The organism is Streptomyces telluris (genome assembly GCF_024519335.1).
GTDB lineage: Bacteria > Actinomycetota > Actinomycetes > Streptomycetales > Streptomycetaceae > Streptomyces > Streptomyces telluris.
On sequence record NZ_JANIID010000003.1, the window covers coordinates 135,024 to 150,399 of the forward strand.

Consider the following 15,376-nt stretch of genomic DNA (forward strand, 5'->3'; position numbering starts at 1 on the left):
GCGCTTGCCCGGCCGTCGTCCGCCCGGCCCTCGTCCGTTCAGCCGTCCTCGTCCGAAAGGCTCGCCGTCCCGCCCTTGGCGGCCTTGCCCGGGACGCCGAGGACGTCCAGCGCCGTCGTCCAGTCGCGTGCGACGGCCTGCTGGGCCTTGACCAGGTCGGCCTTGCCCGAGCAGACGGCGTTCTTGAGCTGGGTCTCCACCACGTCCTTGGCGTTGCCGGGTCCCTTCGCCTCCTTGCGGGCGGGGGAGGGCGGCACGACCCACAGGTTGCGCGCGTCGTTGGGATCGCCCCCGAGCTGCAGGCCGATCAGGTGGCTGTACTCGGCGTCGCCCAGCGGCCCCTTGTAGCCGTACGCGGCGGCGTTGGCGGTCTTCTGGCGGCTGGTGACGCTCGTGGGCGGCCGGATGCCGGCGGTGTAGCCGCTGCGGCAGATCGTCGTCTTGAGGGTGGCCTGGGTGACCTTCGGGTTGGTCGCGCCGGGGGTGCACGCGGGGTCGGGGAGCGGCTCCTTGGCCGGGGTGAAGCGGTAGTGGCAGCTGCCGGCGGCGGGCTGCTGCTGGACGGCGTAGGACGGCTGCGGCCCGGGGCCGACCGGTATGGATCCGCTCGGCGGGGCCGGGGGCGGGGAACCGGCGGGCGCCGAACGGGCCGGTGCCGAACCTGCCGGCGCCGAGCCTGCCGGTGCCGAGCGGGCGGGCGGCGAACCGGTGCGCGGCGTCCCCGAGGGCGCACCGCCGGAGGCCGCGGAGGAGCCCGATGGGTTGGCCGACGAGTTGGCCGACGGGTTCGCCGAGGAGCCGGCCGAGGAGCCGGACGGCGTCGCGGAGGCCCCCGCCGCCCCCTTGGCCTGCTTGTCGTCGTCGTTCTTGGAGGAGTCCGAGGAGCAGCCGGCGACCGCGGTCAGGGCGGCGGCGCACGCCGTGGCAAGCACGGCCCAACGTGGGACATTTGGCATGCGCCATGGCTACCCGTGCCCGGATGCGGGCAGCCCGGGGCGCCGAAGCGCGGGCCGCTCAGACGGGGCCCGGAAGGGTGCGGACCGCACTCCGGCGCGTCACAGCGCCCGCAGCTGGTCCGTGAACCACCGGGCCGGCGGCAGCGCCGTCGCCGCCGCGGCCAGCCGCTTGGTGCGCTCCGCCCGCTCCCCGGGGTCCATCAGCAGCGCCAGGTGCAGCGCGCGGGCCGTGGCCTCCACGTCGTACGGATTGACGGTGATCGCCTCGTCGCCCAGCTCGGCCGCCGCCCCCGCCTCGCGCGAGAGCACCAGCGCGCAGCCGTGGTCGGAGACCACGGGCACCTCCTTGGCGACGAGGTTCATCCCGTCCCGGATGGGGTTGACCAGCGCCACGTCCGCGAGCCGGTAGGCGGCCAGCGAGCGCGCGAAGTCGTCCTTGACGTGCAGGGCGACCGGCTCCCAGCCCTCCGTGCCGAACTCGGCGTTGATCCCGCGGGCCACCCGCTCGACCTCGGCGGTGTAGTCGCGGTAGACGGCGAGGTCCTGCCGGGAGGGGTAGGCGAACGCGACGTGCACGACCCGCTCGCGCCACTGCGGGTGCTCCTCCAGCAGCCGCCGGTACGCGTACAGCCCGCGCACGATGTTCTTGGACAGCTCCGTGCGGTCCACGCGCACGATCGCCCTGCGGCCCGGGCCGATCTGCGACCTGAGCGCCGCCATGCGCTCCTCGACGTCCGCCCGGTGCGCCCGCTCGCGCAGGAAGTCGCCGTCGGCGCCCAGACCGTGCACGCCCAGCCGCGTCGTCCGCCCCTCGAAGCGCACCCCGTCGGCGCGCCCCTCGCCGTCGCGCACGACCTCCGCGCCCAGCACGTCCGCGCAGCACGCGGCGAACGCCTCGGCCCAGCGCCGGGTCAGGAAGCCGGCCCGGTCGCCGCCGAGGACGCCGCGCAGCAGCTGCCCGGCCACGTCGTCCGGCAGCATCCGGAAGTAGTCCGGCGGGGCCCAGGGGGTATGCGAGAAGTGGCCGATGCGCAGGTCGGGGCGGCGGGCCCGGAGCAGGCCCGGCACGAGCGCCAGGTGGTAGTCCTGGACGAGCACCGCGGCGCCCTGCGCGGCCTCCTCGGCGACGGCGTCGGCGAACGCCGCGTTGTACTCCTCGTAGGCCGCCCACCGGGCCCGGAACTCCCGGTCGAAGGTGGGCTCCAGGGGCGTCTGGTAGAGCATGTGGTGCACGAACCACAGCACCGAGTTGGCGATGCCGTTGTACGCGGCGGCGAAGGTGTCCGGCGGGATGTCGAGCATCCGCACGTGGTGGCCGCCGGTGTCGGCCGTGGCGAGTCTTCGGCCGGCGGCGCGGGCCGCCTCGCGGTCGCCCTCGCCCAGGGCCGCGCACACCCACACCGCGGCCCCGCCCTCGGCGTCGCGCTGTATCGAGCTGAGCCCGGAGACGAGCCCGCCGCCGCCGCGCCCGGCCACGAGGGTGCCGTCCTCACCGCGCCGGTACGAGACCGGGCCGCGGTTGGAGGCGACGACGATCGGCGCGGCGGCGATCGATGCGGGGTGCACGTGCTCAGCGACCATGTGGCCAGCCTTGCCGCGGGAAGAACCGCTCAAACGTACGCTTACGCGGCGTGCCGCTGCGCGTACTCGGGTATTCCGGCCATCGGCGGACGCTCCTCCGTGTCCACCGCGTACGTCCGCGGAACGAAGCCCTCCGGGGTGCGTTCGAACTGCGTCAGCGCAGGTCGCACCAGGTGCCCCCGGGCCAGCCGGAGCTGCGCGGTGCGGTAGATGGCGGCGGCCATCCGGCCCAGCGCCCGCCCGTCCTGGTGGCGGTGCTTGCGCACGCCCACGTCCACCTGGGCCAGCGCCCCCAGCCCGACCGTGTGCAGCGCGTCCACCAGAAGGCCCAGCTCCACGCCGTAGCCGACGGGGAACGGCAGCTGCTCCAGCAGGGACCGGCGGGCCGCGTACTCGCCGCCGAGCGGCTGTACGAAACCGGCCAGCTGCGGCCAGTGCAGATTCAGCAGGGGGCGGGCCACGAGCTCGGTCACCCGGCCGCCCTGGCCGGCTGCCTCGCCCAGCGGGCGGTCGTACATCGCCTTGACGAAGTGCACGCCGGGGTCGGTCAGCAGCGGCCCCACGATCCCCGACACGAAGTCCGCCGAGAACTCGCGCAGGTCGGCGTCCACGAAGCAGACGATGTCGCCGGTCGTCGCCAGCAGCGAGCGCCAGAGCACCTCGCCCTTGCCCGGCAGCGCGGGCAGGCTCGGCAGCACCTCGTCCCGGTGCACCACGCGCGCCCCGGCCGCCGCGGCGACCTCGGCCGTGCGGTCCGTGGAGCCCGAGTCGACCACCACCAGCTCGTCCACCAGCGGCACCGCCTCCGACATCAGCTCGCGGCGGATCGTCGCCACGATGGTGCCGACCGTCGGCTCCTCGTTCAGCGCCGGCAGGACGACGCTCACCGTGGTGCCGGAGGCCCGCTTGGCGGCCAGAAGCACGTCGAGCGGACGATCAGCAGCGGACCAGGACCGCTCGGCCAGCCAGCGCTCCACCTCTTCCAGCACGTGTACGACTCCCTGTCTCACGGACGTTCTGCGACGCGTTCTGTGACGCATCTCGCGGTGCGGACGCCCCTCTCAACGGGCCGTCCCTTCCGTTACAGTCTTGAACAACGCGGACCGCCGTCCTATGTCGGGGGTCGCCGCGTGCACAAACGCCTGGGCCCCGCCCAGTGCCATACCGCTCATCCAGAGGGGCAGAGGGACACGGCCCGTTGAAGCCCCGGCAACCCTCCAGCCGGTCTCACCGTTCACAAGGCGAGGCTCCCGGCGGGGAAGGTGCCAATTCCGTCTCGTGGTGACGTTCGCCGCGAGGAAGATGAGGAGAAAGGGCCTCGCCTCCATGGCTGTGCAGTCTGTTGAACCCTCTACCACTTCTGTGGACCTCGGACCCGCCGCGGCACTCTCCTGCCGCGAGTGCGGAGAGCGCTTCGACCTCGGTCCCATCTTCGCCTGCGCCCTGTGCTTCGGTCCCCTCGAAGTCGCCTACGAACTGCCCGCCGGCGACCCCGGGACCCTGCGCGAGCGCATCGAGGCCGGCCCCGCGAACATCTGGCGCTACGCCCCCCTGCTGCCCGTCCCCGCCGACGTCGCGGGCAAGCCCAGCCTCAACCCCGGTCTGACCAAGCTCGTCAAGGCCGACAACCTCGCCCGCGCGCTGGGCGTGACGGGCGGCCTGTACGTCAAGGACGACTCCGGCAACCCGACGCACTCCTTCAAGGACCGGGTCGTGGCGATCGCGGTCGAGGCCGCCCGCGCCTTCGGCTTCACGACGCTGTCGTGCTCCTCGACCGGGAACCTGGCGGGTGCGGTCGGCGCCGCGGCCGCCCGGGCCGGGTTCAAGTCGTGCGTCTTCATCCCGCACGACCTGGAGGCCGGGAAGGTCGTCATGGCCGCGGTCTACGGCGGCGACCTCGTCGGCATCGAGGGCACGTACGACGACGTCAACCGCTTCTGCAGCGAACTGATCGGCGACCCGCTGGGGGAGGGCTGGGGCTTCGTCAACGTCAACCTCCGGCCGTACTACGGGGAAGGGTCCAAGACCCTCGCCTACGAGATCTGCGAGCAGCTGGGCTGGCGGCTGCCGGACCAGATCGTCGTGCCGATCGCCTCGGGCTCACAGCTCACGAAGATCGACAAGGGGCTGAAGGAACTCGTCGCGCTGGGCCTGGTCGAGGACCGCCCGTACAAGATCTTCGGAGCGCAGGCGGAGGGCTGCTCGCCGGTCGCCCGCGCGTTCAAGGACGGGCACGACGTGGTGCGGCCGGTGAAGCCGGACACGATCGCGAAGTCCCTCGCCATCGGCAACCCGGCCGACGGGCCGTACGTGCTGGACATCGCGCGGCGGACGGGTGGGGCGGTGGAGGACGTCACCGACGAGCAGATCGTGGACGCGATCCGGCTGCTCGCCCGGACCGAGGGGATCTTCGCCGAGACGGCGGGCGGGGTGACGGTCGGGGTGACGCGGAAGCTGATCGAGAGCGGTCGGTTGGATCCGTCGCTCACGACCGTCGTGCTCAACACCGGGGACGGGCTCAAGACGCTCGACGCGGTCGCGGCGGGGCCGACGGCGACGATCCGGCCGTCGCTGGAGGCGTTCCGCGCCGCTGGTCTTGCCGCCGTCTGACATCTGCGGGCCGGTTGCGCCCACCTGTTCCGCCCTGCGGAACGCCTGCCCACAACTCGTTTCGAGGGAGCTTCCCCATGAGCGTCACCGTTCGCATCCCCACCATCCTCCGTACCTACACCGGCGGGAAGGCCGAGGTCTCCGCCGAGGGCGCGACCCTCGCCGATGTCCTCCGGTCCCTGGAGGAGAACCACACCGGCATCGCCGCCCGCGTGCTCGACGAGGCCGGCAAGCTGCGCCGGTTCGTCAACGTCTACGTCAACGACGACGACGTCCGCTTCGAGCAGGGGCTGCAGACGCCCACCCCCGACGGCTCCGCCGTCTCCGTCATCCCGGCCGTCGCCGGCGGCTGAGGTTTCACAGGGTTCCTCCGTTATTGCCGCACGACGTACCCGGAATCGCCTCGTCCGTAAAGCGGACGGGGCGATTCCGCCTGTTGAGCGCGATACAGTTGGGGCGATCCCCGCCCGGCGTCAGTGCCGAACGCATATGAGAACCCGTCAAGTTGTGCGCGAAGTGTGTGCACGAAATGCCGGGTTGGTTGCGTTATACCCGGCCCGACTTGCCCTGAAATACCCGGAGTTCAGCCGATTTCCTCGATCGGCCATGCCCGGAATTCTCGTCCGAGTGACCTGTTGCAGACGGCATCCGTGCAGATACATTCAGCCGCGGTCGACGCGTTCCGGCGCACACCCACTGGGCTGCCAGGGGGTGAGGTCTGACCCGGGTCCGCGAAGTGCGGTCCTGCGCAAGGGCCAGTAATAGGGGAGTTAGGCATGGCTCAGGGCACCGTCAAGTGGTTCAACGCGGAGAAGGGCTACGGCTTCATCGCGGTCGACGGTGGTGCGGATGTATTCGTCCACTACAGCGCGATTCAGATGGACGGTTACCGCACCCTCGAGGAGGGTCAGCGGGTCGAGTTCGAGATCTCGCAGGGCCAGAAGGGGCCGCAGGCGGACATGGTGAAGCTGCAGCAGGTCTGATCGCGGCGCATCGACCACCGGCTCGCTCGGTTTGCAGAGGGGCTCGCACCCGACGGGGTGCGGGCCCCTCGCGCGTGTGCGGGGCGCGTGGGGTGGGTACGGCTGCCTGGGGCCCCTGCTCCGGGCGCCCCGTGGGCGTGACTGTCCCCCCGGGGCGCTTGCACTCTCCCTGGTCGAGTGCTAATCATTGGGCTTAGCACTCTCCGAGTGAGAGTGACAGATTTGGACCGTCGGTGAGGTCCGCATGCCAGGCGGGGCAAGGAACCGCAGGGTACGCAGGCCGTCCGTCGCGGGCGCCAGTGCGGTCCGGAGCAGTCTCCACCCCGTCCTGGGAGGACCACTTCACATGGCCAAGATCATCGCGTTCGACGAGGAGGCACGGCGCGGTCTCGAGCGCGGGATGAACCAGCTCGCCGACGCCGTCAAGGTCACCCTCGGCCCCAAGGGCCGCAACGTCGTCCTCGAGAAGAAGTGGGGCGCCCCCACGATCACCAACGATGGTGTCTCCATCGCCAAGGAGATCGAGCTCGAGGACCCGTACGAGAAGATCGGCGCCGAGCTGGTCAAGGAGGTCGCGAAGAAGACGGACGACGTCGCCGGTGACGGCACGACGACCGCGACCGTCCTGGCCCAGGCCCTGGTCCGCGAGGGCCTGCGCAACGTCGCCGCCGGTGCCAACCCGATGGCGCTGAAGCGCGGTATCGAGAAGGCCGTCGAGGCCGTCTCCGGTGCCCTGCTCGAGCAGGCCAAGGACGTGGAGACCAAGGAGCAGATCGCCTCCACCGCCTCCATCTCCGCCGCCGACACCCAGATCGGCGAGCTCATCGCCGAGGCCATGGACAAGGTCGGCAAGGAAGGCGTCATCACCGTCGAGGAGTCCCAGACCTTCGGTCTGGAGCTGGAGCTCACCGAGGGTATGCGCTTCGACAAGGGCTACATCTCGGCGTACTTCGCCACCGACATGGAGCGTATGGAGGCGTCCCTCGACGACCCGTACATCCTGATCGTCAACTCCAAGATCGGCTCGGTCAAGGACCTGCTGCCGCTCCTGGAGAAGGTCATGCAGTCCGGCAAGCCGCTGCTGATCATCGCCGAGGACGTCGAGGGCGAGGCCCTGTCCACGCTCGTCGTGAACAAGATCCGCGGCACCTTCAAGTCCGTCGCCGTCAAGGCCCCGGGCTTCGGCGACCGCCGCAAGGCCATGCTCGGTGACATCGCCATCCTCACCGGTGGCACCGTCATCTCCGAGGAGGTCGGCCTCAAGCTGGAGAACGCCGGTCTCGACCTGCTCGGCCGCGCCCGCAAGGTCGTCATCACCAAGGACGAGACGACCATCGTCGACGGTGCCGGTGACAGCGACCAGGTCCAGGGCCGCGTCAACCAGATCCGCGCCGAGATCGAGAACAGCGACTCGGACTACGACCGCGAGAAGCTCCAGGAGCGCCTCGCGAAGCTGGCCGGCGGCGTGGCCGTCATCAAGGCCGGTGCCGCGACCGAGGTCGAGCTCAAGGAGCGCAAGCACCGCATCGAGGACGCCGTTCGCAACGCGAAGGCGGCCGTCGAGGAGGGCATCGTCGCCGGTGGTGGCGTGGCCCTGCTGCAGGCCTCCCAGGTGTTCGAGAAGCTGGAGCTCGAGGGCGACGAGGCCACCGGTGCCGCCGCCGTCAAGCTGGCCCTGGAGGCCCCGCTCAAGCAGATCGCGGTCAACGCCGGTCTCGAGGGCGGCGTCGTCGTGGAGAAGGTGCGCAACCTGACCCCGGGCCACGGTCTCAACGCCGCCACGGGCGAGTACGTCGACCTGGTCGCCGAGGGCATCATCGACCCGGCCAAGGTCACCCGCTCCGCCCTGCAGAACGCCGCGTCCATCGCTGCGCTCTTCCTCACCACCGAGGCCGTCATCGCCGACAAGCCGGAGAAGGCCGCCGCGGCCGCTCCGGGCGGCATGCCCGGCGGTGACATGGACTTCTGATCCTGACGGATCACCTGTCCTGACGCTGTACGCGCCCGAGGGCGGTACCCCCACCAGGGGGTGCCGCCCTCGGGCCGTTGTGCCATCGGCTGTGCCACCCGCTGTTCTATCCGGAGTTCTCCGCGGGGTGGTCTGCGTTCAGCTCGCGCAGCGACCGGCGGCTCAGCCCGAACGCGTACGTCGCCACGAATCCCGCCGCGTAGCCCACCAGCAGGCCCATTCCGTAGACCGCCACCGCCCGGACCGGGCCGTGGCCGCCCTGCAGCAGCGGGAAGAGGGCCCAGCCCGACGGGCCGATGGCCGTCGAGCCGACCGTGTCGCCCAGCTGCGCCAGCAGCCCCACGAACGCCCCTCCGAACGCGCCGCCGACGCAGGCGGTGGCGAACGGGCGGCCCAGCGGCAGGGAGACGCCGTAGATCAGGGGCTCGCCGATGCCCAGGAGGCCGGCCGGCATCGCGGACCGGATCGTCCGGCGCACCGAGGTGTTGTGCGACAGGCGGACGTAGAGGGCGAGGGCCGCGCCCACCTGGCCGGCGCCCGCCATCGCGAGGATCGGCAGCAGCACCGTGGAGCCCTGCTGCTGGATCAGGGTCGTGTGGATGGGGATGAGGGCCTGGTGCAGGCCCAGCATCACCAGGGGCAGGAACAGCCCGCCGAGGACGAATCCCGCCGCCGCCCCGCCGTTCGCGAGCAGCCAGTCGGCGAAGCGGCCGACGGCCGTGGCGACCGCGCCCGCCGCGTACATCAGCCCGTACAGCGTGACCAGGCCCGCGACCAGGACCGTTACCGTCGGGGTGACCAGCACGTCCAGGGCCTCGGGGACGCGGCGGCGGCACCACCGTTCGACGTGCGCGGCGAGCAGGGCCGCGGCCAGCGCGCCGAGCACCCCGCCTTGGCCGGGCACGAGCTTCTCGCCGAACGCGCTCACCCGGTCCACGCCCGGGAACACGATGATCGCCGCGACGGCCCCGCCCAGGACGGGGGTGCCGCCGAACTCCTTCGCCGTGTTGTAGCCGACGAAGACGGCGATCAGGGACATGAAGCCGGACGCGCACGCGGTCAGCGCGGGGGCCAGGGCGGGCAGCCAGTGGAGGTTGGAGAGGAGCCCGGCCAGGCCCGCCACGATGCCGCAGCCGATCAGGGCGGGGATCAGCGGGACGAAGATCTGGGCGATCCGGCGCAGGAACTCCTTGACCGGGGTGGCGTTGCGGGCCTTGCGCTCGGCCCGGAGCGCGGCGCCGCGCTCGGCCAGCGCTTCCGCGGTGACGTGCTCCGGAGTGACGGTCTCCGCGGTGACGGTCTCCGGGGTGGCGGTTCTCGGGGTGGCACCTGCCGCGGTGGCCGCTTCCACGTGCCGCGCGAGCTCCGGCGCGACCTTGGCCACCGCGCCCGGGCCGAGCACGATCTGCAGGGCCGTGCCGTCCCCGACGATGCCCAGCACCCCGGGAAGGGCCCGCAGTTCGTCGCGGCGGACGGCCGACGGGTCCCGGACGGTCACCCGCAGCCGCGTCATGCAGTTCGTGACGGACGTGAGGTTGCCGGCGCCGCCGAGGAGGGGCAGGAGGGCGGCTGCGCCGGCGCCGCGGCCGCCCTCCCCTCTCGGGCCGTCGTCGGGTGCGTCCGGAGGGTCCGGCGCCATGGTGCGGCTACCCATGTGCCGTGCGGAGGGCCGTGCGCAGGTGACCGCCCGACTCGTCCAGGAGGCGCGCGGCCGTGCGCCCGTCGACGCCGCCCAGGACGACGAGGATGGCGTGCTTCACCTCTCCGCCGGTCTCCGTCAGCGCGGCCTCTATCTCCTGCTCGGAGGCGCCCGTGGCCAGGGCGACGATCTGCCGGGAGCGGGCGCGCAGCTTGTCGTTGGTGGCCCGCACGTCGACCATCAAATTCCCGTACGTCTTGCCGAGCCGGATCATGGTGATCGTCGAGAGCATGTTGAGGACGAGCTTCTGGGCGGTGCCGGCCTTCAGCCGGGTCGAGCCGGTGAGCAGCTCGGGGCCGACGACGACCTCGACGGCGTGGTCGGCGGCCCGGCCGAGCGGCGAACCGGCGTTGCAGGACACGCCGATGGTCAGCGCCCCGGCGGCGCGGGCGTGCTCGACGGCCCCGACCGCGTAGGGGGTGCGGCCGGAGGCGGAGACGCCGACGACGGTGTCGGCCGGGCCGACACCCAGGGCGGCCAGGTCGCCCGCGGCCAGCTCCTTGCTGTCCTCGGCGCCTTCGACGGCGGTGACGAGCGCCGCCGCGCCGCCCGCGATCACGCCTGTGACCTGCGAGGGGTCGGTGTTGAAGGTCGGCGGGCACTCGCTGGCGTCGAGCACGCCGAGGCGGCCGGCGGTGCCCGCGCCCGCGTAGACGAGCCGGCCGCCGCGGGCCATGCGGGCGGCCGTGGCGTCGATGGCGGCGGCGATCTCGGGCAGCCGGGCGGCGACGGCGGCGGGGACGCCGGCGTCCTCGCCGTTCATGATCCGGGCGATGTCGAGGGTGGGCAGCCGGTCGATGTCCGCGAGGTCCGGGCGGAAGGCCTCGGTGGTGAGGGCGGCGAGCTCGGCGCGGAGCGTGCCGCGCGCCTGTGCGGAGGGGGCCGGCGAGGCGCCGGCCGGCGTGGACGCGTCCGGCGGGGCGGGCGGGTCGGACGGCGCGGGGGAAGCGGCCGAGCCCGCTGCCGCGGCTGATGCGGATGACGAAGCAGAAGAAGAGGCCATGGGCGGACGGCTCTTTCCATGCGTGCCGGGCGGGCCGGCTTCGGTCAGCGCGGGGAGCGCGGGGCGTGGCGGTGGGCGAGCGCTTCGTACGAGGCGGACAGGGCCGGCGCCGCGGACTCGTACGTCCGCTGGGCGACGCCGATGAACAGGCAGTCCACCACGAGGAGCTGACTGGTGCGGCTCGACATGGCCGCGGGGCGCAGCTCGCTCTCCCGGGCGGAGGAGGTGGTGAGCACATGGTCCGCGTACTGGGCGATCTCGCCCTCCGGGCGGCCGGTGATCGCGAGCGTCGTCGCGCCGTGCTCGAAGGCGACCCGCAGCGGCTCGATGACGTCGGTGGTGCGGCCGGAGTGGGTGATGGCGACGGCGACGTCGCCCGCGCGCAGCTGGACGGCGTTGGTGACGGCCAGGTGCGGGTCGGCGGGGGCGTGGGCGATCAGGCCGATGCGGAGCAGCTTCTGGACGAGGTCCTGGCCGACGAGGTTGGAGGCGCCGATGCCGTAGACGTCGATGCGCCGGGCGCCGGCGAGCGCCGCGACCGCGGCCTCCAGCTGCGCGGTGTCGAGGGCGGCGGCGGTGTCCGCCAGGCACTGCGCCTCCTCCTGGGCGAGCTTGGCGACGACGGCGGGCAGCGGGTCGTCGACCGCGATGTCGGCGGTGACGGCCGGGGCGCGGCCGGCCGCCTGCTCCGCGGCGAGCGCGGCGAGGGCGAGGCGCAGGTCGCGGTAGCCCGGATAGCCGAGGATGCGGGCGGTGCGCACCACGGTGGCCTCGCTCGTGCCGGTGCGCTCCGCGAGACCGGTGACGGTGAGGGCGGCGGAGCCCGCGGGGTCGCTCGCGACGGTCTCGGCGACGCGCTGCATCGAGCGGGTCATGGAGGGGGCGAGCGTGCGGACCTTGGCGGCGAGGGCGCCCGGGGCGGGGGCGCCGCGGGCGGGCGGCGCGGTGGGGGCGTCGGCCGGTGCGGGGACCGCGCGGTCGCCGCCGGTAGTTTCTTTCAGTTTGCTGCTCACCTTTTGAAAGGTATTTTCAGGGTGGTGAGCCGTCAACCGCCCCTGTCCGGGACAATGGACCGTATGGAGCTCGAACAAACGCTGCACACGGCGCGTGCCCTGATCCTCGCCGACCTGGTCGCGGGCGATGTGGCGGAGGCCGACGTCGTCTCGCTCGTCGAGGACGCGGTGGCGCAGCGGCGCTGGTGGGTCGAGCAATGGCCGGAAGGCGCCGGGTTCGTGGTCGGGCTCATAGCCCAGGACGTCCAGGACGCCCTGCTGGAGCGGTACGGCCGCTGGCCGCTGTGCCCGCTCTGCACCCGATCCGGTGACCTGCACGCCCTGGAGGTCGAGCCGGAGCTGGGGCCCGACCCGCACTGGGCCTGCACCAAGCAGACGGTCCTGGTCGCACCCGTCGGCTCGCTCGCCGGCGCCCTGCGATGAGGCGCCGCCGATGACGCTCTACATCGACCCGCCCGTCTGGCCCGGGCACGGCCGCATGTGGTCACACCTGATCAGCGATGTGTCGTACGACGAGCTGCACGCGTTCGCCGCGCGGCTCGGCGCGCCCGCGCGCGCGTTCGACCGCGATCACTACGACGTGCCGTCGACGTCCTACGGGGACGCCGTGCGGCTGGGCGCGGTGGAGGCGAGCAGCAAGGAGCTGGTGCGGCTGCTGGTGGGCGCGGGGTTGCGGCGGCCGAAGCACGAGCGGCCGTAGTCCTCCGTGCGGCCGTCATCCGTGCGGCCGCAGTCCGTGAGGCCGTCATCCGTGCGGCCGTAGTCCGTGCAGGTGCGCGGCCGGCCGGTTCAGCCGGCCAGCAGGTCCAGTTCGGTGGTGAGGTTGTGGCGCGCGACCGCCTCCCAGCGGTCGTAGCCCAGCGGCGTGCGGAAGAGCCGCGGCAGGCCCAGGAGCTGCCGCAGCACGGCCGAGCGCCCCTCGCGGAAGGCCGCGTCGGGCACGAAGGCGTACTCCTCGCGGACGGCGGCGGCGTAGGCCGCGTACTCCTGCGGGGAGCCCGCGAGCACGGCCAGGTCGGCGTCGGAGAGCACTTCGCCGTCCCGGTCGCCGGTCCCCGGGGCGTGGCCGACTGTCATCCGTACGAGCCGGGCGACCTCGGCCGTACGGGCGGCGCCGATGCCCAGCTCGGGCAGGGCGCGCTCGGCCAGATGGGCGCTGCGCTCCTCGTTCTCGGAGCGGTCGGGGCGGTAGACCGCGTCGTGGAACCAGGCGGCGAGGCGTACGGCGTCCGGGTCGTCGGCGTGGGCGGCCAGCTCCTCGACCCGGTCCAGGACCGCCACCAGGTGGTCGACGGTGTGGTAGCGGCGCTGCGGCTCCGACCAGCGGCGCAGCAGGTCGTCGGCGTACGGGCCGGGGTCCGGGGAGGTCGCGCCGCCGCGGGCGCGGTCGACGGTCTCCTGCCAGCGGATGCGCAGGGCGGGCCCGGACGGGTGCTCGGTCGTGGCTGCCATGGGGCCAATTGTGGGGCACCGCTTTTGGCACGGGGTCCCCGTATGGCAGGCTGTGCAATATGTCTAGACCAATTCTTGAGGTGATCGCGCTCGGCCCGCGGGACGCGGTGGCGGCGCAGGACGGCGGGGCGGACCGCCTCGAACTGGTCACCGACATGGCCGCGGACGGGCTCACCCCGCCCCTGGAGACCTTCACCGCCGTGCGGGACGCCGTCCGCATCCCCGTGCGCGTCATGCTGCGCGCCGCCGACGGCTTCTCCGCGGGGGACGCCGCGGCCCTGGACGCCCTGTGCGACCGGGCCCGCGCGCTGGCCGCGGAAGGTGCCGCCGAGTTCGTCTTCGGCTTCCTCACCGACGACGGCCGCGCCGACCTCACGGCCGTCGCCGCGCTCGCCGACGCGATCGGGCCGCGGGCGCGCTGGACGTTCCACCGCGCCATCGACCGGGCGGCCGACCGCGACGCCCTGCGCAAGCAGCTCGCCGACCTGCCCGGCCTCGACACCTACCTGACCGCCGGGTCCGCCTCCGGGGTCGACGACGGCCTCGCCACGCTCGTCGCGGAGGCGGGGCGGGCCGACGACCCCGGCTACGAGCCGCGGATCATGGTCGGCGGCGGGCTGCAGCTCAAGCACCTGCCGGTGCTGCGCGGGGCCGGGATCTCCGCCTTCCACATCGGCGGTGCGGCTCGGCCGGACGGGTGGGGCGGGCCGGTGGACGCCGGTGCCGTGCGGACGTGGCGGGAGGCGCTGGACGCGTAGGGCGTTCCGGGGCTCCGCCGCGGGCCCAGGCCCCCGGGCTCAACCGGCTAACGCCGGGAGGCGGCCCCGGTCCCCGGGCTCACCCGGCTAACGCCGGGAGGCGGCCTCGGGCAGGCTTGACTCCTGCCGGGCGGCCCGGCCCCCGGATGCGGGAGCAGGAGCCGCCGGCCTCGTCGTCCCCGCCGCCATCCCCAGCGCCACCAGCGCCAGCGCCGACGCCCCCAGCGGGAACCAGCGCTCTCCCAGGAGCGCCATCGCCAGGCTGCCCGTTCCGCCGCCCGCGGCCATGCCCAGGTACAGCGCGCTGCTGTTGAGGGAGAGCAGCAGCGGTGCGTCGGCGGGGCGCAGGGAGGCCAGGCGGTGGGGCTGGGCCACCGAGATCGACCAGCCCGCGAGCGGCACCGCGAGCGCGTAGACGAGTGCGCCCGTCATCGTCCGGCCCAGCCACGGCAGCGCCGCGAAGAACACCGCCGAGACCACGCTGCCGGTCAGCAGGACCTTGCGGACGCCCCAGCGGTCCACGACGTGGCCGCCGAGCCAGCTGCCCGCGACTGAGGCGACGCCCGTCGCCAGCAGGATGGTGCTGAGCCGGTCCGCGTCGCCGCCGGTCGCCGGGTGGACGGCCGTGCCCAGGTAGATGTAGACGGACTGGAACGCCATGAAGAAGGCGAACGTCGTCGCCGCGGCGGCCAGGACGCGCCCGTCGCGCAGCGGGGCGAGCCGTTCCCGCAGCCCCACCGCCTGGGCGGGTGCGGGCAGTTCGCGGAGGAAGGCGGCCAGTCCCAGCAGGGCCACGGCGCCGAGCGCGGTGACGAGCCACATGGTCAGCCGCCAGTCCGCGCGGCCGACGTAGGTGCCGAGCGGCACGCCCAGGGCCGTGGCCACGGTCATCCCGCCGAGCACGGTCGCGATGGCCCGGCCGCGCCGCTCCGGCGGGACGAGGGTGGTGGCCGCCGCGCTGGCGTTCGGGCTGTAGAGGGCGGCTCCGGCGGCGGCCAGGACGCGGGTCGCGAGGAGCGTCGGGTAGTCGGGCGCGAGGGCGCTCACGGCGTTCGCGGCGGTGAACACGGCGAGTGCCGTCAGCAGCAGGCGGCGGCGCGGCCAGCGGGCGGTCGCGGCGGCGAGGACCGGGGCGAGCAGCGCGTACGCGAGCGCGAAGACCGTCACCACCTGGCCGGCTGCCAGGACGGACACGCCGAGGTCGTCGGCGACCCGGCCGAGGATGCCGGCCATGACCATGGTGTCGGTGCCCACGGCGAAGGTGCCGAGGGCGAGCAGGAGTAGTCGCAGACGCACAGGATCCCCCCGAGATCAATCGTTGGATGCTCGTCAAACAATTGGGGACGGGTGGA

Annotated in this window: 15 protein-coding genes and 1 riboswitch; of the genes, 7 read left to right on the top strand and 8 right to left on the bottom strand. The window is 73.3% G+C overall.

Features of this window, described 5'->3' with window-relative positions:
- Positions 1-38: 38 nt before the first annotated feature.
- The 3 genes from NQU55_RS36750 to NQU55_RS04905 all read right to left on the bottom strand — a co-directional run bounded on the left by NQU55_RS36750 (position 39) and on the right by NQU55_RS04905 (position 3,526).
- The gene (locus tag NQU55_RS36750) at positions 39-956 is read right to left on the bottom strand and encodes a hypothetical protein (protein WP_308402197.1); all 918 of its coding nucleotides are present in this window, start codon (positions 954-956) and stop codon (positions 39-41) included.
- A 99-nt stretch (positions 957-1,055) separates the two neighbouring features.
- Entirely contained in the window at positions 1,056-2,537 is a 1,482-nt protein-coding gene (locus NQU55_RS04900; protein WP_168091629.1) for an alpha,alpha-trehalose-phosphate synthase (UDP-forming), read from the bottom strand.
- Positions 2,538-2,578: 41 nt separating this feature from the next.
- Complete coding sequence (locus tag NQU55_RS04905) at positions 2,579-3,526, bottom strand: glucosyl-3-phosphoglycerate synthase (RefSeq protein ID WP_168091630.1); 948 nt, start codon at positions 3,524-3,526, stop codon at positions 2,579-2,581.
- Between the two features lie 176 nt (positions 3,527-3,702).
- Positions 3,703-3,846, top strand: a riboswitch (SAM riboswitch).
- A gap of 17 nt (positions 3,847-3,863) precedes the next feature.
- On the opposite strand from NQU55_RS04905, the gene thrC reads away from it, so the two are divergent.
- The 4 genes from thrC (at position 3,864) to groL (ending at position 8,099) form a co-directional block, all read left to right on the top strand.
- Positions 3,864-5,147 (top strand): threonine synthase, encoded by a 1,284-nt coding sequence (gene thrC, locus NQU55_RS04910; protein ID WP_206329035.1) that lies wholly within the window; start codon positions 3,864-3,866, stop codon positions 5,145-5,147.
- Between the two features lie 77 nt (positions 5,148-5,224).
- On the top strand, positions 5,225-5,500 hold the full coding sequence (locus tag NQU55_RS04915) for a ubiquitin-like small modifier protein 1 (protein ID WP_168091632.1): 276 nt from the start codon (positions 5,225-5,227) through the stop codon (positions 5,498-5,500).
- A 423-nt stretch (positions 5,501-5,923) separates the two neighbouring features.
- On the top strand, positions 5,924-6,130 hold the full coding sequence (locus NQU55_RS04920) for a cold-shock protein (protein ID WP_030367227.1): 207 nt from the start codon (positions 5,924-5,926) through the stop codon (positions 6,128-6,130).
- A 346-nt stretch (positions 6,131-6,476) separates the two neighbouring features.
- Positions 6,477-8,099 (top strand): chaperonin GroEL, encoded by a 1,623-nt coding sequence (groL, locus tag NQU55_RS04925; RefSeq protein WP_058045776.1) that lies wholly within the window; start codon positions 6,477-6,479, stop codon positions 8,097-8,099.
- Between the two features lie 106 nt (positions 8,100-8,205).
- Here groL and NQU55_RS04930 read toward each other — a convergent pair whose 3' ends face one another.
- Genes NQU55_RS04930 through NQU55_RS04940 form a run of 3 tightly spaced genes read right to left on the bottom strand, consistent with a single transcriptional unit; the run spans position 8,206 to position 11,814 of the window.
- Positions 8,206-9,738 carry a PTS transporter subunit EIIC gene (locus NQU55_RS04930; RefSeq protein WP_168091640.1) on the bottom strand — a complete coding sequence of 511 codons (1,533 nt, stop codon included), beginning with the start codon at positions 9,736-9,738 and terminating at the stop codon, positions 8,206-8,208.
- Between the two features lie 7 nt (positions 9,739-9,745).
- Positions 9,746-10,801 (bottom strand): N-acetylmuramic acid 6-phosphate etherase, encoded by a 1,056-nt coding sequence (murQ, locus tag NQU55_RS04935; protein ID WP_168091633.1) that lies wholly within the window; start codon positions 10,799-10,801, stop codon positions 9,746-9,748.
- Positions 10,802-10,845: 44 nt separating this feature from the next.
- Complete coding sequence (locus NQU55_RS04940; protein ID WP_168091634.1) at positions 10,846-11,814, bottom strand: MurR/RpiR family transcriptional regulator; 969 nt, start codon at positions 11,812-11,814, stop codon at positions 10,846-10,848.
- Positions 11,815-11,868: 54 nt separating this feature from the next.
- On the opposite strand from NQU55_RS04940, the gene NQU55_RS04945 reads away from it, so the two are divergent.
- Positions 11,869-12,237: a DUF8819 family protein gene (locus NQU55_RS04945; protein WP_168091641.1), complete on the top strand. Its 369-nt coding sequence runs from the start codon at positions 11,869-11,871 to the stop codon at positions 12,235-12,237.
- Between the two features lie 10 nt (positions 12,238-12,247).
- On the top strand, positions 12,248-12,514 hold the full coding sequence (locus NQU55_RS04950; protein WP_168091635.1) for a DUF4031 domain-containing protein: 267 nt from the start codon (positions 12,248-12,250) through the stop codon (positions 12,512-12,514).
- Positions 12,515-12,603: 89 nt separating this feature from the next.
- On the opposite strand, the gene NQU55_RS04955 is transcribed toward NQU55_RS04950, so the two are convergent.
- Positions 12,604-13,266, bottom strand: coding sequence for an HD domain-containing protein (locus NQU55_RS04955; protein WP_168091636.1), 663 nt, complete (start codon positions 13,264-13,266; stop codon positions 12,604-12,606).
- Positions 13,267-13,325: 59 nt separating this feature from the next.
- Between NQU55_RS04955 and NQU55_RS04960 the strand changes: the two genes are divergently transcribed.
- A complete protein-coding gene (locus NQU55_RS04960; RefSeq protein ID WP_168091637.1) occupies positions 13,326-14,024 on the top strand; it encodes a copper homeostasis protein CutC in 699 nt (232 codons plus the stop codon).
- Between the two features lie 87 nt (positions 14,025-14,111).
- Here NQU55_RS04960 and NQU55_RS04965 read toward each other — a convergent pair whose 3' ends face one another.
- Positions 14,112-15,320 (bottom strand): MFS transporter, encoded by a 1,209-nt coding sequence (locus tag NQU55_RS04965; protein ID WP_168091638.1) that lies wholly within the window; start codon positions 15,318-15,320, stop codon positions 14,112-14,114.
- Positions 15,321-15,376: the final 56 nt, after the last annotated feature.

Bases quoted from the DNA above. Each gene is read 5' to 3' on its own strand.
- NQU55_RS04915 (WP_168091632.1), top strand. From the start codon at position 5,225: ATGAGCGTCACCGTTCGCATCCCCACCATCCTCCGTACCTACACCGGC.
- NQU55_RS04930 (WP_168091640.1), bottom strand. From the start codon at position 9,738: ATGGCGCCGGACCCTCCGGACGCACCCGACGACGGCCCGAGAGGGGAG.
- murQ (WP_168091633.1), bottom strand. From the start codon at position 10,801: ATGGCCTCTTCTTCTGCTTCGTCATCCGCATCAGCCGCGGCAGCGGGC.
- NQU55_RS04920 (WP_030367227.1), top strand. From the start codon at position 5,924: ATGGCTCAGGGCACCGTCAAGTGGTTCAACGCGGAGAAGGGCTACGGC.
- NQU55_RS04960 (WP_168091637.1), top strand. From the start codon at position 13,326: ATGTCTAGACCAATTCTTGAGGTGATCGCGCTCGGCCCGCGGGACGCG.
- NQU55_RS04955 (WP_168091636.1), bottom strand. From the start codon at position 13,266: ATGGCAGCCACGACCGAGCACCCGTCCGGGCCCGCCCTGCGCATCCGC.
- thrC (WP_206329035.1), top strand. From the start codon at position 3,864: ATGGCTGTGCAGTCTGTTGAACCCTCTACCACTTCTGTGGACCTCGGA.
- NQU55_RS04900 (WP_168091629.1), bottom strand. From the start codon at position 2,537: ATGGTCGCTGAGCACGTGCACCCCGCATCGATCGCCGCCGCGCCGATC.
- groL (WP_058045776.1), top strand. From the start codon at position 6,477: ATGGCCAAGATCATCGCGTTCGACGAGGAGGCACGGCGCGGTCTCGAG.
- NQU55_RS04950 (WP_168091635.1), top strand. From the start codon at position 12,248: ATGACGCTCTACATCGACCCGCCCGTCTGGCCCGGGCACGGCCGCATG.
- NQU55_RS04945 (WP_168091641.1), top strand. From the start codon at position 11,869: ATGGACCGTATGGAGCTCGAACAAACGCTGCACACGGCGCGTGCCCTG.
- NQU55_RS36750 (WP_308402197.1), bottom strand. From the start codon at position 956: ATGCCAAATGTCCCACGTTGGGCCGTGCTTGCCACGGCGTGCGCCGCC.